The following is an 18288-nucleotide window of genomic DNA, read 5'->3' on the forward strand; positions in this document are numbered from 1 at the left end:
GCGCTGATTTTTGTGATTGGGTTGTATTTTTCTTAAAAATAAAGCCAAAGAATTTATCCTTTGGCTTTTTACTCATATTGAGAATTAAAATGGCATTTTCATTCCCGGTGGTAATTGCATTCCTGCTGTTACCGTTGCCATTTTTTCTTTTTGTAATTCTTCTGCACGACGAACTGCATCATTAAATGCTGCAGCGATTAAATCTTCTAGCATTTCTTTGTCGTCTTCCATTAAAGATGGGTCAATTTCAATACGACGGCAATTATGCGCACCATTAATTGTGATTTTAACTAAGCCTGCACCCGATTCGCCTGTTACTTCAAGTTGTGCGATCTCTTCTTGCATTTTTTGCATACGCTCTTGCATTTGCTGGGCTTGTTTCATTAAACCGCCGATGCCACCTTTTCCAAACATGATGTTTTACCTCATTGATTATAAATTTAAAAAACGCTTGGCATTCTACTTAACCAAGCGTTTAGGTGCAAGCGGTGAGATGCGTAAAGTTTTTTGCAAAACTGACCGCTTGCTAAATTTTTACAAGATTTTTGTTTTATCTCGTACTGCACCTTTGTCCGCTGATGTTGCAAAATAACCATAGACTTTGAGTGCAAAAGAGACTTCACGCTGACGGTTTGCAGGCTTCCACCCCTTCTGATCTTGGATTCTTCTCCGCTCTGCTAACTCTTGTTCATCAACCACAAGTTGAATAGAACGATTCGGGATATCAATGGCAATGGTATCGCCATCTTTTACCAAGCCAATTAAACCACCTGCCGCTGCTTCTGGTGAGCAATGCCCAATAGAAAGCCCTGAAGTACCGCCAGAAAAACGTCCATCAGTCAGTAATGCACAAGCTTTACCTAAGCCCATAGATTTTAAATAACTGGTTGGGTATAACATTTCTTGCATACCCGGTCCACCTTTAGGTCCTTCGTAACGGATAACAACTACGTGTCCTGCTTTTACTTTTCCACCTAAGATGCCTGATACGGCTTCTTCTTGGCTTTCAAAAACAATCGCTTTTCCTGTAAATTTAAGAATACTTTCATCTACCCCTGCGGTTTTTACGATACAACCATCAAGAGCAAGATTACCGGAAAGCATCGCTAAACCACCATCTTGGCTATAAGCAAATTCTTTGCTTCGAATACAACCATTTTGACGATCATCATCAACAGAATCCCAACGACAATCCTGTGAAAAGGCTTGTGTGGTGCGAATACCTGCTGGTCCTGCTCTAAAGAATTTATGAATTTCTTCATCTTTCGTTAGGGTAATGTCGTATTTAGCAATTTGCTCTGCAAGACTCATACCTAAAATAGTACGGGCTTGATTATTCAATAAATTAGCACGATCTAATTCGCCTAAAATCGCCATAATTCCGCCTGCTCGATGTACATCTTCCATATGGTATTTTTGCGTGTTCGGTGCAACTTTGCTTAAACACGGAACATGACGAGAAAGGCGATCAATATCTTCCATAGTAAAATCGACTTCTGCTTCTTGAGCTGCTGCTAATAAGTGTAAAACGGTATTAGTCGATCCGCCCATTGCAATATCTAGGCTCATTGCATTATTAAAGGCATCTTTAGTCGCAATTGAACGAGGTAAGACTGATTCATCATCTTGTTCATAGTAACGGCGACAAATATCTACGATCTGTCTTCCCGCTTGTAAGAATAATTGTTTACGATCTGCGTGAGTTGCTAAACAAGAGCCATTGCCCGGTAAACTTAACCCAAGTGCTTCGGTTAAGCAATTCATTGAATTTGCAGTAAACATCCCCGAACAAGATCCACAAGTAGGACAAGCTGAACGTTCAATTTGAGCACTATCCTCATCAGAAACATCCGGATTAGCACTTTGAATCATCGCATCAACCAAATCTAATTTAATAATTTGATCGGATAACTTTGTTTTACCCGCTTCCATTGGTCCGCCAGACACGAAAATAGTCGGAATATTAAGGCGTAATGCTGCCATTAACATTCCGGGTGTGATTTTGTCACAGTTAGAAATACACACCATTGCATCTGCACAATGGGCGTTCACCATATATTCAACAGAGTCCGCTATTAGATCACGAGAAGGTAATGAATAGAGCATTCCCCCATGCCCCATCGCAATGCCATCATCCACGGCTATCGTATTAAATTCTTTCGCAACTCCGCCTGCTTTTTCAATTTCAGCGGCAACCAGTTGCCCCATATCTTTTAAATGAACATGTCCTGGTACAAATTGTGTAAATGAATTGACCACCGCAATGATCGGTTTACCGAAATCATTATCTTTCATTCCTGTCGCACGCCACAAAGCCCGTGCTCCTGCCATATTCCGACCTTGTGTACTGGTCGCTGAACGTAATTTTGGCATAATCTCTCCAACTTTTATAATTATTTTATTTGTATCATTTAATGATTAAATGGCTATAAATTTTCTTGTACTTTCATCACATCAGGTAGTTTTACTAATTGATGAGTTAAAAGTGCAATATCTCTTGTGCTTGTTACTTTGATATCAAGATCAATAATATTTTCCGTTGTTTTGCTTTGTAATTCAGTAACTTCAAAACCTCTATGACGAATTACTCGAAGTAGCCTTTCTAAAGTTTCTGGTCTTCTATTTGCTTGAATAACTAATTGATATGTTTTCATAATTACACTCCAATATCTTCATCGATCATATCTGTATTACAGGCATTAGGTGGAACAAGAGGCCACACATTTTCTTCATTAGGAATACAAACATGTAGCAAGTAAGCACCTTCTGCATTTAATAATCGATCAAGCGCGTCAGATACTTGATTGGCTTTTTCAATACGTTCACCTTTGATACCAAAAGCAGAAGCAAGTGTAATAAAGTCAGGATTGTCATCAAGAATAGTTTGACTATGGCGACCTTTAAAAAACAGTGTCTGCCATTGACGAACCATACCTAAACGTTGATTATCAAGTAATACAATTTTGATTGGTAAGTTGCCTCGTTTAATTGATCCAAATTCTTGAATATTCATCATTAACGAGCCATCACCCGTAATAAGAATGACAGGATCTTGAGGGCGAGCTTTAGCGACCCCGACTGCAGCAGGTAAACCAAATCCCATTGTGCCTAACCCAGCTGATGTTAAATAATTTTCTGGCGCATAATGTTGCATATGTTGAGCAGACCACATTTGATGTTGCCCCACATCAGTTGTTACAACTGCATTATTAGGTTTACGTTGAGAAAGCGTATTAAGTAATGCCCAAGGGTCAATTTCTGTATCTTTACTATTTTCAATATAGCGGAAATCAAAGTCTTTTTTTAGTTTTTTAATATCTTCACGCCAAGGCTCAATATCAAGTGGTTCACTTAAGTAATTAAAGGCTTCGATCAAATCACCTCGCAAAGCAACATCTGCTCTACGTAATTTGTTAATCTCTGCAATATCAATATCCGCATGGATCACTTTAGCATTAGGTGCAAAGCTATCTAATTTCCCTGTGACACGATCATCAAATCTCGCACCAAAGGCAATCAATAAATCACTTTCTTGTACTGCATAGTTAGCCGCTTTTGTGCCGTGCATACCAAGCATTCCCATATAAAGTGGATTCTCCGGTGAGATAGTACCCAAGCCTTTTAAGGTAGATACGGATGGTATTTTGGTAATTTCTAAGAAGGATCTCACCGCTTGTACCGCATTTGCCATACCTACACCACCACCAACATAAAGTACAGGGCGTTTTGCTTGTTTTAGTAATGCTTTTGCTTGCGCTAAAGCGGTAGGATCTTGCTTAGGATTTGCAATTTTTTCATAAACAATTGGCGAGGCTGATGTTGAGGCAAATTGAACATCTTTTGGAACATCAACCAATACAGGACCTGGACGGCCACTTTGTGCAATTTGGAATGCTTTCGCTAACACTTCAGGTAATTCGTCAATATTTTGCACAATAAAGCTATGTTTTGTACAACCGAGCGATAAACCCAACACATCGATTTCTTGGAAAGCATCTGTACCAATAAAGTCACTGGAAACTTGTCCTGTAATTGCCACAATAGGAATAGAATCCAATAAGGCATCTGCCAGTCCTGTAATTAAATTGGTTGCACCCGGTCCTGATGTTGCGATACAAACGCCAGTTTTACCTGTTGAACGTGCATAACCAATTGCTGCAATCGCTGCCCCTTGCTCATTACGGCACAATAGATGATCCAATCCTGAATCATAAATTGCATCATACACTGGCATGATTGCTCCACCTGGATAACCAAATACGGTAGTCACACCGTGAGCTTTTAAACTTTCAGTTAATAAATATGAACCATTCATTGATGTTATGTCCCTTACTTCTGATTTTCTAATTATTATTTGGTAGAAATGTTACTCATAGCATAGTTTGCTATACTTTTAAACTATTTGATAAAAATTTATTGTAAAAGCTTGAAATTTATTCAGATGCTACAATTTAATAATACAAGAAAAGGAGAATTGTAAGTTATGCCATTATTTATTTTTTTATTTGGTCTTTTTTTATACGTTTATATTGAAATTTCGTTAATTGTTGCGGTTGGAGCATCAATTGGAGTATTACCACTTATCTTACTTATGATCGCCATTTCAGCAACAGGATTATGGTTAATTAGAATTCGCGGGTTGGTCACTATTTTGAATATTCGAAAAGAAATTGCTCAAGGTAAGATACCAACACAAGCGGTCATTTCATCGGTATTTTTTGCAATTGCGGGGGTATTGCTTTTAATTCCGGGCTTTTTAAGTGATATTTTAGCTGTCTTGTTATTAATACCTTTTACACGAATCCTATTTCAAGGATTTATACTTAAACTGTTATCGAATAAATTCAAATTTAGGTATTTTGGGAAGCGTAGTTCTCAAAGCTACTATCAACAAAATGAAACAACTTTCGAAGCTGAATTTGAACGTAAAGCAGATGAAGATAAATGGGTGAAATAACACGATTATAAAAGGTATTGTTTGATTGAAAAAATGGCATGAAATAAAATTCATGCCATTTTTATTACTGATTATTTAAGATTTCATTCATCAATTGAATATCAATATGGCAATAGCCATTTGGATTTTTATCCAGATAGTCTTGATGATATTCTTCTGCGGGGAAGTAATGCTCTAGCATTTTATTTTCTACCGCTATAGGCTTGTTGTGGCCTTTTTGTAATTCATCTAAGGCTTGCTTAATAATTGGTTGATCTTGTGGATCGATATAATAAATCCCTGTACGATATTGCACACCTTTATCATTCCCTTGCTGATTGATACTTACGGGATCAATCACCTTAAAATAAAAATCAAGTAATTTAGCTAATCCTATTTTTTCTTCATCGTAAGTTACTTTAACTACTTCTGCATGACCACTATTGTTGCATACATCTTGATAAGTTGGATTTAAGCTATTTCCATTAGCATAACCTGATTCTGCATCAATCACGCCATTGATACGTTGCATAAAAGCTTCTGTTCCCCAGAAACAGCCACCTGCTAAATAAATTTCTTTGACATTACTCATATTCAAATTTCCTTTAAATCTCTGTTCTTTTATCTTCTATTTTATATGCCTAAATAATATTACTGTGGCTTCAATAATCCAACCTACGCCCAAAGCAAAAATGATTGTACTAATTCCCACTGTTCCACCAAGAAAGAAACCAAAAACACACACAATCACTTCAATTAAAGTTCGTACGGTACCGACTTTCCAATTGTATTTCAGACAGAGTCCCACCATCAATCCATCCCTTGGTCCTGCTCCTAGTTGGCAAGAAAGGTAAAAAGTTGTACTAATCCCAAACACAACAATCCCGATAATCATAAAGACAATTCTTATCGTTAAAGTATCTGGAATAGGAATATTATCTACTGCCAAATCAACAAATATCGCAATAATGATAATATTTAAAATAGTACCAACTCCCGGGCGTAATCCTAATGGAATCCACAGCAATAGGACAATAACACTGACTATTCCAATTATTGTGCCAATAGAAAGACCTGTTTGTAATGCGATACCTTGTGAAAATACAGTCCAAGGGCTAGATCCTAAATTTGCAAGTACAAGTAGCCCTTCGCCAATACCCATTAATGCCATACTAAGACAAATAACAAATACTGCTGACAATTTAACTTGCCATTGATGATCAGCAGCCCATGGCATTTTAGGAATTGGAGATCTTCTACTCATAACGTAATGCTTCCGCTGGCTCAATTTTTGCTGCTCGATAAGCGGGATAAAGAGTACAAATTAGCGATAACCCTATAGAAATTAATATAATAATAGCAATTTGTTGAGGGATAATCTCAGTAGGTAACACCACGCTAGTTGGTAAAATCATTTGTAATACTTGACTCAAATTAGTCACCATTAACACCCCCAATATTCCGCCTGCTATCGCACCAATTATGCCGACTAATAATCCCTGTAAAATAAAAATTTGTGTAATTTGACGTTTAGTTAAACCTTGAGTTTGCAAAATTGCGATTTCTCCTTGTTTATCAACCACCATTAAACTAAGAGAAGTAACAATATTTGAGATAGCAACAATAATAATTAAGCTAACTAACAATCCCATCATATTTTTTTCCATTTTTACCGCCTGGAAAAATTCGCCTTTTTGCTCTCGCCAATCACTTATTTTCCATTTATCTTCTGGAAAATAATTAACAAGTTCAGATACCAAAAAAGGATCGGTTAAAAATACTCGGCTACCTTGTACATGTGTACTATCAAGATGTAGTAAACGTCCAACATCGCGTAAATTAGCAAATAAAGTATGACTAGCATCACTATTACCAAAATAGAAGTCTGAAATTGTAAATAAACGCTGAACAGGGACTCTACCAAAAGGGGTATACTGACTGTTTTCGGTAATCATTAAACGGATCTTATCACCAATTTTTAAATTAAGTTGTTCTGCTAATAAGCTACTTACCACAACGTTAAATTCTCCTTCAGGCAATATCTCATTTAGATTACCTATTCTTACTAACAAAGGATCATCTTGTGAACTTTCAACACCAATTAATTCTCCCGCATTAATCCCCTGCTGGCTTTGAATTACAACATTAGTTTGATTAATTGCTACTACTTTTTGTACAAATTTAGGAAAAACAGTCGGTTGATTTCCATCTTTTTCTAAAGGAGAGATAATTGCATGAGGCAATGTAGATAGAAGATTACGTTTTTGTGTTCCTTCTAACCCATTCATAACCGATAAAACAATAATTAGTGCCATTACCCCTAGCACAATGCCTAAACTGGCTAAATTAGTAACTAGGCGACCAAATCGATCGCCACTTTTAGAGCGCCAATAACGAAATGCAATAAATAAAGGGATCTGTAAACTCATAATATATTGAAAATAAGCAAGCGGTAAGAAAGTTGTAAAAGATTACCACAATCTGACCGCTTGTTTCAGCTTAATTTAGCTGTTTTAACTAATAACTTTAATTAACTATCTTAGTTAATAACACCGCAAGCTATTCTTGCACCACCACCACCTAAAGGGGCTGGATGATCGGAATGATTATCTCCACCAGCATGGATCATTAACGCATGTCCTTTAATATCATCTAGTTTTTTCAAACGAGGGGCAAGTACAGGGTAATTTGCATTACCAGCATGATCAACAATAAGCACTGGTAATTCGCCTAGATGTGAATCATCTTGCCATGGAAAACCATGTTTATTGGTACCATTTGGATCCCAATGTCCACCTGCACCTAATCCTAATACCATTTTGCCATCTTTCTCTTTTGGTTCACAACTAGCATTTTGGTGAATATGGAAACCATGTACACCTTCAGTTAGCCCTGTTAAGTTAGGGGTAAAAACTAAACCATAAGGTGATTCAGTTACCGTCACCACGCCAATATCAGTATTACCTTTTAGGTCCAATTTTTGTACTTTAACTTCTAATTTATCTGCTGCATTGGCCATTGAAACAGATGCGCCAAACAATGCAGCTAAAGCTACAACCAATGTAGTTTTGGTTTTCATATTGCTATCTCCTATTTTCCAGTTGCAATAAATTCTTCAATATTCTGTGCTACTTTTTTGACTAAAATCGTTACTGCAGAATCACTTGCCCACGCAATATGTGGTGTAATAAGCAAGTTTGGTAAGTGTTTTGCTGCTTCCATTAATGGATTGCCTAGTTCAGGAGGCTCTTTAACTAACACATCTAAAGCAGCTCCTGCAATCTTTTTATTTTCTAATGCTGATACTAGTGCAGTTTCATCAACCAAAGGGCCACGCCCTGTATTAATTAAATAAGCGGTGGGCTTCATTAGAGCAAGTGTTTGCTCATTAATTAAATTCTGCGTAGTTTCTGTTAATGGACAATGTAAGGTAACAATATCTGCTTGCTTTAATACTTCTTCAAATGGAGTATACCCGTCACGGACTGAACTTGCACCCCTATGCTCTGCATATAACACACGCATGCCTAAAAGCTCTGCCAAGCGACCTACTTCCGTACCTAAATTGCCTTTTCCAAAAATACCAAGCGTTGAACCTCGAATATCAGTAATTGGATAATCTGTATAGCAAAATTGTCCACATGTAGCCCAACGATCAGAAGTCACTTGATCTCGATGATAGCCTATCAAGCTATGTTTTAATGCAAATATCATACCGAGTACATGCTCAGGGACAGTGACACTTGAATAACCAGCAACATTTTTTACTACAATACCCAATTCTTTGGCTGCAACTAAATCAACATTATTTGTACCTGTTGCAGTAATAGCAATTAATTTTAATTTAGGCAATTTAACCATTAATTCTCGATCAAATAATACTTTACTTGTTATAACAATATCTGCATCTTTTACTCGATCATAGGTTTCTTTAGCAGAAGTACGATCATACTCAATCCAGTTATGTAGAACACTAGGGCGGGGGATCTGATGAGTTGCAGGTAAGCCTGTTCTATCTAAGAAAACAATATTAAGCATAATTACTCCTAACAATTTTAATGCCTGTTTTCTTCACTATACAACAAGCAATTGTTTTTTACAAAAATATTATAACGTTATTAATAGTAATAGTAGAAGTATATAATTAGTTTAATGTAATAAAAATAGAAGTGGGTTTACACTAGATTATTGGTAAAGATTATAGGTAGGAGATAGCATAAACTGCTGTATTAGATTAGTAATTTTTGGTGTAATGGACAAAATTCAGGCTGTAACACCTCTTAAAGCTATATACTATCTGTATTTGCGTGGATTGAAAGTGATGAATCAAAAAACTGCCCTTTTTGTGGTAAAAAATACATTAAAAAGAATGGTTATAAATCAGGAAAACAGCAGTATAAATGCCTGACCTGTAATCGGCAGTTTTTAGGTGGTAAACGTCTCAATAATCAAACTTTGTGGCAAGAATACACGCAAGGTAAACAGACTTATAAACAACTTGCTGATAAGTATGGATGTAGCCTAAAGACCATACAAAGACGGTTAGATACGATTGAACTTAAGTCACTCAATAAGTTACCTGCTCATGCAAATATCATTATGGATACGACTTACTTCGGTAGAAGCTTTGGTTTAATGGTATTTATCGATGTAGCAAGGAAAGTAGTATTACATCACAACATTATTCATTATGAAACCAATGCATTATATCAGCTAGGAATAGAATATATAAAATCACAAGGTATTGATATAAAAAGTATTACTTGTGATGGAAGACGAGGTCTTAACGTATTGTTCAAAGATATTCCTATACAAATGTGTCAATTTCATCAGTTACAAATAATTACTCGATACTTAACTCGTCGCCCTCAAAATATCGCAAGTATTACTCTGAGACAGTTAGCTTTAAACATAAAATCTTATGATAAAACAACGTTTATTCAAGATTTAGACTGTTGGTATTTAGCTTATAAAGATTACTTAAATGAACGTAGCCTCAATCTAGAAACGGGCAAAACTTGGTACACTCATAAGCGTCTTAGAAGTGCATATAGAAGTTTAAGAACAAACAGTGACTGGCTATTCACTTATAGAGAATTGGACGGCTTAAACATCCCAAATACCACCAATTCTCTAGAAGGGCTATTTAGTGAGTTAAAAAGGCAATTAAGTAGTCATAATGGGCTAAGTAAACAGCGTAAGATCAAGTTTATTAAGAACTTTTTGCTTACATACTCTGCAAAATAACCTGAATTTTGTCCATTAGAGACTAACCGCTAGTTTTTAGCCTGAATTTTGTCCATTACACCTAATTTTTCTATTTTAATCAAAGGACAACAGATGAAAATATATACTTAAGCCTTTCTAAACTGCTCAAATATAACTGAATATAAGTAAGAAAACCGCAGAATGTAGCCCAGTCTTCTGAGCTACATAGTTAGTATTACTTTTTAATTATTTTTTATTAGAAGAATCTATAAAGATCTATATAAGTACTCTTCCTTTAATTTCATATTTATAAGGAACTTCAGCACTATCATCAATGGTGACAAATTCCCACGCATTTTGTGTGGCAAGTACTTTTCGAAGTAATTTATTATTTAATCCATGACCAGATTTATATGCGCTAAAATCGCCCAAGATATTATATCCACACATAAATAAATCGCCTATGGCATCTAGCATTTTATGTCTGACTAACTCATCCTTAAAACGTAAACCATCTTCATTTAAGATACGGTAATCATCCAATACAATCGCATTGTCTAAACTACCACCTAATGCAAGCCCCATTGATTGAAGATACTCAACATCTTTCATGAATGTAAAGGTTCTAGCTCGACTAAGTTGTTGGATAAAGTTTTGAGCGGATAATTCCATCTTATAATTCTTTACATCTTTAGTAATTAAAGGATGTTGGAAATCAACTGTAAACTCTAATCTAAGTCCATTACTATAAGGTTTAAACTCAGCCCATTTATCACCATCTTCAACTCTTACAGGTTCTTTGATTCGAACAAACTTTTTAGGTGCATCTTGCTCTTCAATACCAGCATCTAGTAATAAATAAATAAAAGGACTAGAACTACCATCCATTATAGGAACTTCCGGTGCATTAACTTCTACAATTACATTATCAAGCCCTAAAGCTGACATAGCTGCACTTAAATGCTCAACAGTAGAGATCCTCACGCCATCATCATTTATCATACATGTACACAGAGTGGTATCGCCGATCATATCAGCACTAGCAGAAAAATAGACTGCTGGCTCTAAATCTGTACGACCATATAAAATACCTGTATTTGCCGGAGCTGGACGTAATGTTAAAGTTACCTTCTTACCACTATGTAAACCAATTCCTGTTACTTTTACCACTTGTTTAAGTGTTCTTTGTTTAATCATATTTAATCCTTTATCGGCCTCAAATTATCGCCGCCCATTTCTCATAAAACCAGGTATTGAACTTGGTGAGAATACTTGATTACTATCCACTTGCTGAGGCTTATGTGATGATTGTTGTTGCGATTGATGACCAAACTGGTTTTGCTGAGGATATCCACTTCCCATATTATTTACAAATGAAGGAGATCCCCCTTGATGAGACATTGATTGCCCATGTATATTTGGTTGTCCGCCAGTTATCTGCTGTGGAGCAGTTGCTCCCTGATTTGGATATCCTGTCATTCTAGGTGGAACAATCTCTTCTGGTTGACCAATACCTGTTGCAACTAAAGTTACTCTAATTTTGCCTTCCATCTCTGGGTAAAAAGCAGATCCAAATATAATTGCAGCATCTGGATCAGAGAAACTCGTTACATATTCCATAATCGTAGTTACTTCCGCAAGCTCAATATCAAATCCTGAAGAAATATTAACTAAAATACCTTTTGCTCCTGATAGATCAACATCTTCAAGTAATGGGCTTGCTACAGCCTCTTTTGCTGCATTTTCAGCTCGATTTTCACCTTCTGCAATACCGGTTCCCATCATTGCACGGCCCATTTCTGACATTACCTTCTTAACATCAGCAAAGTCAACATTAACTAATCCTTCAGAGGTAATCATATCTGTGATACCTAAAACAGCATTACGTAACACATCATTTGCTACGCCAAAAGCCTCATTAAATTTTACATTTTTAGGTAGAACTTTTAATAACTTATCATTTTGAATGATAATAAGAGAATCAACATGTTTAGCAAGTTCTTTAATACCTTGATCTGCATAATTAGCACGTTTTCTCCCTTCAAAAGAGAAAGGTTTGGTTACAATTCCAACAGTTAATGCACCCTCTTGCTTAGCAATTTCGGCAATAACAGGAGCAGCACCTGTTCCGGTACCCCCTCCCATACCTACTGCAATAAAAACCATATCTGCACCAGCAATCATATTTGTTAAAGCATCTCTGTCTTCTTCTGCGGCCTGATGCCCTACATTAGGATCTGCACCTGCTCCCAAACCTTTAGTTACTGTAGCACCGATTTGAATAGTATTTCTCACAGCACTACTACGTAAAACTTGAGCATCTGTATTTACTGAAAAAAACTCAACACTCCCAACGCTATCACTTTCTGGCTGGCTTCCAACCATATGATTAAGTGCGTTGCCACCACCGCCACCAACGCCGATAACTTTAATCACAGCATCTTGTGTGGTATCAAAGACAACTGGTTCAAACATGTTTATTCTCCCTAAAACATTAACTTCTTGTTAATATCTATTAAAAATTCTTCTTTATCCAACCGAATACTTCGAACGTTTTATCGAACATTTTGCTTACAATACCACTTCCTGGAATCGGCTGTTCTCTATCCTCGCTAGGAGAGTTATAGTGGCTGTATTGTAGTAACCCTAATACTGTTGCGTACTGCGGCTTATTCACATAATCTGTTAACCCTGTGATATTTAACGGATAACCTATTCTTACTTGTGATCCAAATACAGATTTGGCACATTCTACAATATCTTCGATTTGAGAACCACCACCTGTCAACACAATTCCTGCAATTAATTCCTGTTTTATGCCTTTTTGATACAATTCATTCCTCAGTTGAGTCAACTCATTCGCTACAACACCTAATAAATCTGTATAACACTGGGATGTGATATTAGACAACTGAGCTTTAGTAAAAGTTCTTGGCGCTCTACCACCTAACCCTGCAACTTCTATTTTCTTTTCAGAAAAATGAGATGGTGGAGTTACGGCACTTCCATATTGAACTTTGATATTTTCCGCTTCATTACGTGATGTAGTCAACATATGAGCAATATAATCTGTTACATTATTGCCACCAAATGGAATAACTTTACTAAATCGTAATGCTCCATCAGTATAAACAAGTACATCCATGGTACCACCACCGATATCAATTAAGCATACGCCAAGTTCTTTTTCATCTTCTGTTAAAACAGAATAACTAGAAGCCAAACCAGAAAATACAATTTGATCAATTTTTAATTTACTTCTCTCTACTGCATTCTTTAAATTTCGTAACCAATCATTATGGCAAACAATCAAATGAACTTGAGCATGCAAACGCATACCTGATAATCCTAACGGATTTTTAGTTGTTGGTAATCTATCTACTTTATACTCCTGAGGAATAATATGTAACGTTTCAACACCATCAGGTAATTTAATTGAACGAGCCAAATGAATAGCACTATCCAGATCATCAGGTCTTACTGCTCCTGATAATGAAGCAGACCCACTCTCATTCAATCCTGCAATATGAGCACCGGATAAAGCCAAAGTTACACCAATAATTTTACATTCTGAAATAGACTCTGCTTCTTCAATGGCTCTTTGTATTGACCCCACAACGGCGTCCAAATCAACTACACCACCACCTTGCACACCTTTAGAAGGACTTACACCAGATCCAATCACATTAATCACACCATCAGGTAGAACTTCACCAACAACGGCAACGATTTTATGTGTACCAATTTCTAGCCCTACAACAATTTTAGATTCTGCTACTTTTGTCATATTATTATTTATTCTCAAAAATTATCATTTATTTTTGGCTAAATCCTACTGAAGCACCATGTTCATAACGTAAATCGACATAAGATAAACGTTTTCCATCTGGAATCTCAATTTCTGGGAAAATAGTTACAAATCGATCTATCTTAGGTAACCAATCCCCTCTTCCTAGTCGTAATTCAACTTGATTATCTAACACAATACTCCAAGATCCTCTAACATCCATAGATATAGATTTAAGTATCAATTGACGTGATTCTAAATCTTTTTGTATTTTATACCAAGCTTCTAACACTTTTTTTGAAGAAACATCAGGTCCATATAATGCAGGAAGTTGCGATGAATCAAATCTATCTTTTGGTAAATCAAATACAACTCCTTGCTGAGAAACTAAATGTTCATCATTCCAGCGAGCAACCGGAGTATACTCCAATAACGTGATACTCAACCGATCTGGATAAATTTTTCGAACAGATACATCCTTCACCCAAGACAGAGTCAAGAAGCGATCTTTTAACTCCTGAATATCTTGTCCAAAATACCCTTTTAACTCTGGTTCTTCAGATAAAACGGATCTAATATCAGCATTCGTTGTAAACTTTGTTTTATGAGTCAATGCATATGATTTTATCGGTGAATTATCAAGTGAAGACAACAAATCACTCCATTGACTATAAACCCCATAAGCTACCAATAAGCATAATACTACAATAATAGGTTTAATAAAATTAAACCAACTCTTAGAATACTCAGGCTGACTCAAGTTAGTTCGAATCACCGAGGTTGGTTTCTTGCGAAACGCTTTCACCATTAGATACTCAACTCCAATATTTTCTCAACCAATCTTTCAAAACTATATCCAACTACAGCTGCTGATTTAGGGAAAATACTATGACTTGTCATACCTGGCGAAGTATTTACTTCAACCAATCTAAATTGGCCTTGTGCATCTTCCATCACATCAATTCGGCTCCAACCTCTACAGCCCACCACCTCATAAGCAGCCTTAACTAACTTTGCGACCTCTTGTTGACGTTCATTAGATAATACTGGGCAAATATATTTTGTGTTATTGGAAATATATTTTGCATGATAGTCATAAAATTCACCATCTGGAATAATTTGTACTGCTGGCAACACTTCACCATCAAGTACTGGTACTGAATATTCTGCTCCTGCTAAATTTTCTTCAACAAGTACAATTGAGTCATATTTAAGCGCTTCTTCAATTGCTAGAGCTAATTGAGATTCCTCTTTTACCTTACTTACCCCAACACTCGAGCCTTCGCTCGCTGGCTTGACAAATAAAGGTAGCCCTAATTTTGCAATAATTTCTTTCGAATTCACCGCTTGTCCACGTCTAATAACCACCATTTCAGCCGTTGGTAAACCTACTGCATTCCACAGTAATTTAGTTCTAAATTTATCCAAGGTAATAGCAGATGCCATAACTCCACAACCTGTATACGGAATACCTAATTGCTCTAACGCACCTTGTAATACACCATTTTCTCCGATACCGCCATGCAATATGTTAAACACACGTTGAATACCTTTTTCCTTTAATTTTTCAATTGGATAAGATTTTGTATCAATCCCTTCAACATCATATCCTAGCTGTTGCAATGCTTCTAGTACTGCTTTACCTGAATTAAGTGAAACTTCACGCTCAGCAGATTCTCCACCAAACAATACAGCTATTTTTTCATTCTTTAAATTCATTATATATAATCCTCATAATACACAGAGCAATATCTCACTCACAATATTTTTATCATTAATCTTTCCAACTTTCAGCTAAATCTCTAGACAATTTACTCACATTACCTGCACCTTGTGCCAAAATCAAATCACCGTCTTGAATTAATCGATCAAGTACTTCGCCCAATTGAGAGGTATCTGATACTAAAATAGGATCAACTTTACCTAAATTACGAATAGAACGACATAATGTTTTACTATCAGCCCCAACTATTGGTGCTTCTCCCGCTGGATAAACATCTAACATAATTAAAGCATCAACTTGAGATAAAACTTGTACAAAATCATCAAACAAATCTCGAGTACGAGAATAACGATGAGGCTGAAATATCATAACAATACGCTTATTTTCCCACCCCTGTCTAGCTGCTTTGATAGTTACATCAACTTCCGTAGGATGATGACCATAATCATCAATAAGCATGACTTTTCCATTAGGGCGAATAAATGAACCTAATTGGTCAAATCGACGTCCCGCTCCTTGGAAATCTGCTAGAGCTGCTAAAATAGCTTCATTAGAAATTCCTTCTTCTTTTGCGACAGCTAATGCTGCTGTTGCATTTAGAGCATTATGTTCGCCCGGTATATTAAGTAATACATCAATACGCTCTCCTGTTGGACCAATTACAGTGTAATGTCCTTGAAAACCTGTTTGATGATAATCTTCAATGCGATAATCAGCATGTTCACTAAATCCATAACTGATTACCTGGCGACCAATTTTACTAGCAATTTCCATCACAACTTCATCATCTGCACACATTACTGCTAAACCATAAAAAGGTAGATTACGTAAGAATCGGATATAAGTATCTTTCATCTTTTCAAAATCACCACCATATGTTTCCATATGATCTGGCTCAATATTGGTTACAACAGACACCATTGGTTGTAAATGTAAAAATGACGCATCACTTTCATCTGCTTCAGCAATCAAATAGCGGCTTGCTCCTAAATGTGCATTTCTACCGGCTGATTTAACTAATCCACCGTTCACAAAAGTAGGATCTAATTTTGCTTCAGTATAAATCATTGAGATCATCGCTGTTGTAGTTGTTTTCCCATGAGTACCTGCAATGGCGATACCATGACGAAAACGCATAATTTCTGCTAACATCTGAGCTCGTTGAATCACAGGAATGCGCAAATCCTTAGCTGCAATAACTTCAGGATTATCTTCTTTAATTGCACTGGAAATAACAACTACACTTGCTCCCGCAATATGCTCACCATTATGCCCTAAAAAAATCTCTGCACCAGCTTGAGCTAAATGTTGTGTGACTGGGCCATCGGCAAGATCTGAACCACTAATATGATACCCTTCGTTAAGTAATACCTCTGCAATCCCACTCATTCCAGCACCACCAATTCCAACAAAGTGTATGTGATTAACACGACGCATTTCTGGTACTAATTTTTTAATTTTTTCTTGGTAATTATTCATGATATTCATGAGTTTAACTATTCCTTTCAATATCTTTATGTTGGTTCAGATTTACAAAAAAAACTTATTAGCTGGCCATTTATCAATAACTGCAACAGCTATAAACTTTCTTCAATAATAACGTTAGCAACTCTTTTAGCCGCTAAAGGTGCTGATTTCAGCCTTGCTAGAATTGCCATTTCAGTTAAGCGATTTCTGTCATCAATCAATGGTGCTAATACACGTTGTAAATTCTCTGGCGTAAAATCAATTTGTTCAATAATAATTGCCGCATGGGATTGAGCTAAATAATTTGCATTTAAAAATTGCTGTCTATCTTTATGTTGAAAAGGAATAAATATAGCAGGCAAACCAGCCGCTGCAATTTCACTGACAGTTAAAGCGCCTGATCGACAAATAACTAAATCAGCCCATTCATACGCAGCTTTCATATCATCAATAAATTCACTAGCAATACCATTTCCTGTGGATTGATATATTTCAGCTACACCATTTAATTTGCCTTTTCCAACTTGGTGGCTTATAAAAACCTTATTACCTAAAATTTTAGCCACTTCAGGTACCGTTTTATTAATAACTAAAGCACCTTGACTCCCCCCCATAACTAATATATTAATCGGATAGCTCTTATTTTGAAAACGTTGCTCAGGGGGAGTTATTGTGAATAAATCTTGTCTCACTGGATTTCCTACTACTTCAGCTTGAGGAAAAGCAGTTGGAAACGCCTGTAAAGTTCTTTTTGCAAAATGAGAGAGCCAACGATTAGTTAGTCCTGCTACTGCATTTTGCTCATGCAAAATAATAGGTATACCACAAAGTTTTGCTGCAATTCCACCAGGGCCAGAAACATACCCACCCATGCCCAATACTGCATCAGGCTTATAATTTTTAATAATTTTTCTTGCTTGTAATACAGCTCTAAAAATTGCAAAAGGTGCAGTTAATAATGCTTTAACACCCTTTCCTTTTATGCCTGAAATCTGAATAAATTCGATAGGAATACCATGCTTTGGAACCAAATCTGCTTCCATTCTATCTTTTGTTCCTAGCCAAAGAATTTCCCATCCTTGCTGTTGCAATTCTCTCGCTACTGCAATCGCTGGAAATACGTGTCCACCAGTACCGCCAGCCATTACTAAAAGTTTTTTTGTCATA

At 36.4% G+C, this 18288-nt stretch carries 18 protein-coding genes; 2 read left to right on the forward strand and 16 right to left on the reverse strand.

Features of this window, described 5'->3' with window-relative positions; genetic code table 11:
• Nucleotides 1–84: 84 nt before the first annotated feature.
• From Q1J40_RS07630 to ilvG, 4 genes are all read right to left on the reverse strand, one after another.
• Nucleotides 85–414 carry a YbaB/EbfC family nucleoid-associated protein gene (locus Q1J40_RS07630; RefSeq protein ID WP_121122500.1) on the reverse strand — a complete coding sequence of 110 codons (330 nt, stop codon included), beginning with the start codon at nucleotides 412–414 and terminating at the stop codon, nucleotides 85–87.
• Between the two features lie 120 nt (nucleotides 415–534).
• Complete coding sequence (ilvD, locus tag Q1J40_RS07635; RefSeq protein ID WP_301099514.1) at nucleotides 535–2373, reverse strand: dihydroxy-acid dehydratase; 1839 nt, start codon at nucleotides 2371–2373, stop codon at nucleotides 535–537.
• 53 nt (nucleotides 2374–2426) lie between these two features.
• On the reverse strand, nucleotides 2427–2654 hold the full coding sequence (gene ilvM, locus Q1J40_RS07640) for an acetolactate synthase 2 small subunit (RefSeq protein ID WP_301099515.1): 228 nt from the start codon (nucleotides 2652–2654) through the stop codon (nucleotides 2427–2429).
• Between the two features lie 2 nt (nucleotides 2655–2656).
• On the reverse strand, nucleotides 2657–4315 hold the full coding sequence (gene ilvG, locus Q1J40_RS07645; protein WP_301099516.1) for an acetolactate synthase 2 catalytic subunit: 1659 nt from the start codon (nucleotides 4313–4315) through the stop codon (nucleotides 2657–2659).
• A 168-nt stretch (nucleotides 4316–4483) separates the two neighbouring features.
• Between ilvG and Q1J40_RS07650 the strand changes: the two genes are divergently transcribed.
• On the forward strand, nucleotides 4484–4957 hold the full coding sequence (locus Q1J40_RS07650) for an FxsA family protein (RefSeq protein WP_301099517.1): 474 nt from the start codon (nucleotides 4484–4486) through the stop codon (nucleotides 4955–4957).
• Nucleotides 4958–5021: 64 nt separating this feature from the next.
• Here Q1J40_RS07650 and msrA read toward each other — a convergent pair whose 3' ends face one another.
• From msrA to Q1J40_RS07675, 5 genes are all read right to left on the reverse strand, one after another.
• Nucleotides 5022–5528, reverse strand: coding sequence for a peptide-methionine (S)-S-oxide reductase MsrA (gene msrA / locus Q1J40_RS07655; protein WP_301099518.1), 507 nt, complete (start codon nucleotides 5526–5528; stop codon nucleotides 5022–5024).
• A 36-nt stretch (nucleotides 5529–5564) separates the two neighbouring features.
• Complete coding sequence (yczE, locus tag Q1J40_RS07660; protein WP_301099519.1) at nucleotides 5565–6200, reverse strand: membrane protein YczE; 636 nt, start codon at nucleotides 6198–6200, stop codon at nucleotides 5565–5567.
• Complete coding sequence (locus tag Q1J40_RS07665) at nucleotides 6193–7365, reverse strand: lipoprotein-releasing ABC transporter permease subunit (RefSeq protein WP_301099520.1); 1173 nt, start codon at nucleotides 7363–7365, stop codon at nucleotides 6193–6195. Before Q1J40_RS07665 ends, yczE begins: the two co-directional genes overlap by 8 nt.
• 110 nt (nucleotides 7366–7475) lie before the next feature.
• On the reverse strand, nucleotides 7476–8015 hold the full coding sequence (sodC, locus tag Q1J40_RS07670; protein ID WP_301099521.1) for a superoxide dismutase [Cu-Zn] SodC: 540 nt from the start codon (nucleotides 8013–8015) through the stop codon (nucleotides 7476–7478).
• Between the two features lie 11 nt (nucleotides 8016–8026).
• On the reverse strand, nucleotides 8027–8974 hold the full coding sequence (locus Q1J40_RS07675; RefSeq protein ID WP_301099522.1) for a 2-hydroxyacid dehydrogenase: 948 nt from the start codon (nucleotides 8972–8974) through the stop codon (nucleotides 8027–8029).
• A 273-nt stretch (nucleotides 8975–9247) separates the two neighbouring features.
• On the opposite strand from Q1J40_RS07675, the gene Q1J40_RS07680 reads away from it, so the two are divergent.
• Nucleotides 9248–10183, forward strand: coding sequence for an IS256 family transposase, variant Zn-binding type (locus Q1J40_RS07680; protein ID WP_502306663.1), 936 nt, complete (start codon nucleotides 9248–9250; stop codon nucleotides 10181–10183).
• Nucleotides 10184–10420: 237 nt separating this feature from the next.
• On the opposite strand, the gene lpxC is transcribed toward Q1J40_RS07680, so the two are convergent.
• The 7 genes from lpxC to murG form a co-directional block, all read right to left on the reverse strand.
• A complete protein-coding gene (lpxC, locus tag Q1J40_RS07685) occupies nucleotides 10421–11341 on the reverse strand; it encodes a UDP-3-O-acyl-N-acetylglucosamine deacetylase (RefSeq protein ID WP_301099524.1) in 921 nt (306 codons plus the stop codon).
• A gap of 24 nt (nucleotides 11342–11365) precedes the next feature.
• Nucleotides 11366–12619 carry a cell division protein FtsZ gene (ftsZ, locus tag Q1J40_RS07690; protein WP_301099525.1) on the reverse strand — a complete coding sequence of 418 codons (1254 nt, stop codon included), beginning with the start codon at nucleotides 12617–12619 and terminating at the stop codon, nucleotides 11366–11368.
• Between the two features lie 40 nt (nucleotides 12620–12659).
• Complete coding sequence (ftsA, locus tag Q1J40_RS07695) at nucleotides 12660–13931, reverse strand: cell division protein FtsA (protein WP_301099526.1); 1272 nt, start codon at nucleotides 13929–13931, stop codon at nucleotides 12660–12662.
• Nucleotides 13932–13959: 28 nt separating this feature from the next.
• Nucleotides 13960–14739 carry a cell division protein FtsQ/DivIB gene (locus Q1J40_RS07700; protein ID WP_301099527.1) on the reverse strand — a complete coding sequence of 260 codons (780 nt, stop codon included), beginning with the start codon at nucleotides 14737–14739 and terminating at the stop codon, nucleotides 13960–13962.
• Nucleotides 14739–15650, reverse strand: a complete 912-nt coding sequence (locus Q1J40_RS07705; RefSeq protein WP_301099528.1) for a D-alanine--D-alanine ligase — start codon at nucleotides 15648–15650, stop codon at nucleotides 14739–14741. Before Q1J40_RS07705 ends, Q1J40_RS07700 begins: the two co-directional genes overlap by 1 nt.
• Nucleotides 15651–15705: 55 nt before the next feature.
• A complete protein-coding gene (gene murC / locus Q1J40_RS07710; protein WP_301099559.1) occupies nucleotides 15706–17133 on the reverse strand; it encodes a UDP-N-acetylmuramate--L-alanine ligase in 1428 nt (475 codons plus the stop codon).
• A 98-nt stretch (nucleotides 17134–17231) separates the two neighbouring features.
• Nucleotides 17232–18287 (reverse strand): undecaprenyldiphospho-muramoylpentapeptide beta-N-acetylglucosaminyltransferase, encoded by a 1056-nt coding sequence (gene murG / locus Q1J40_RS07715; RefSeq protein WP_301099529.1) that lies wholly within the window; start codon nucleotides 18285–18287, stop codon nucleotides 17232–17234.
• Nucleotide 18288 lies beyond the last annotated feature (1 nt).

The organism is Otariodibacter sp. (genome assembly GCF_029256985.1).
In the GTDB taxonomy this organism is placed as follows: domain Bacteria; phylum Pseudomonadota; class Gammaproteobacteria; order Enterobacterales; family Pasteurellaceae; genus Otariodibacter.

What these genes read in the sequence shown, in the direction of transcription:
- Q1J40_RS07675 (WP_301099522.1), bottom strand. Translation starts at nt 8,974, where the DNA reads ATGCTTAATATTGTTTTCTTAGATAGAACAGGCTTACCTGCAACTCAT.
- Q1J40_RS07665 (WP_301099520.1), bottom strand. Translation starts at nt 7,365, where the DNA reads ATGAGTTTACAGATCCCTTTATTTATTGCATTTCGTTATTGGCGCTCT.
- Q1J40_RS07705 (WP_301099528.1), bottom strand. Translation starts at nt 15,650, where the DNA reads ATGAATTTAAAGAATGAAAAAATAGCTGTATTGTTTGGTGGAGAATCT.
- murG (WP_301099529.1), bottom strand. Translation starts at nt 18,287, where the DNA reads ATGACAAAAAAACTTTTAGTAATGGCTGGCGGTACTGGTGGACACGTA.
- yczE (WP_301099519.1), bottom strand. Translation starts at nt 6,200, where the DNA reads ATGAGTAGAAGATCTCCAATTCCTAAAATGCCATGGGCTGCTGATCAT.
- Q1J40_RS07650 (WP_301099517.1), top strand. Translation starts at nt 4,484, where the DNA reads ATGCCATTATTTATTTTTTTATTTGGTCTTTTTTTATACGTTTATATT.
- sodC (WP_301099521.1), bottom strand. Translation starts at nt 8,015, where the DNA reads ATGAAAACCAAAACTACATTGGTTGTAGCTTTAGCTGCATTGTTTGGC.
- ilvG (WP_301099516.1), bottom strand. Translation starts at nt 4,315, where the DNA reads ATGAATGGTTCATATTTATTAACTGAAAGTTTAAAAGCTCACGGTGTG.
- ilvM (WP_301099515.1), bottom strand. Translation starts at nt 2,654, where the DNA reads ATGAAAACATATCAATTAGTTATTCAAGCAAATAGAAGACCAGAAACT.
- Q1J40_RS07700 (WP_301099527.1), bottom strand. Translation starts at nt 14,739, where the DNA reads ATGGTGAAAGCGTTTCGCAAGAAACCAACCTCGGTGATTCGAACTAAC.
- msrA (WP_301099518.1), bottom strand. Translation starts at nt 5,528, where the DNA reads ATGAGTAATGTCAAAGAAATTTATTTAGCAGGTGGCTGTTTCTGGGGA.
- lpxC (WP_301099524.1), bottom strand. Translation starts at nt 11,341, where the DNA reads ATGATTAAACAAAGAACACTTAAACAAGTGGTAAAAGTAACAGGAATT.
- murC (WP_301099559.1), bottom strand. Translation starts at nt 17,133, where the DNA reads ATGAATAATTACCAAGAAAAAATTAAAAAATTAGTACCAGAAATGCGT.
- ftsZ (WP_301099525.1), bottom strand. Translation starts at nt 12,619, where the DNA reads ATGTTTGAACCAGTTGTCTTTGATACCACACAAGATGCTGTGATTAAA.
- ftsA (WP_301099526.1), bottom strand. Translation starts at nt 13,931, where the DNA reads ATGACAAAAGTAGCAGAATCTAAAATTGTTGTAGGGCTAGAAATTGGT.
- Q1J40_RS07630 (WP_121122500.1), bottom strand. Translation starts at nt 414, where the DNA reads ATGTTTGGAAAAGGTGGCATCGGCGGTTTAATGAAACAAGCCCAGCAA.
- ilvD (WP_301099514.1), bottom strand. Translation starts at nt 2,373, where the DNA reads ATGCCAAAATTACGTTCAGCGACCAGTACACAAGGTCGGAATATGGCA.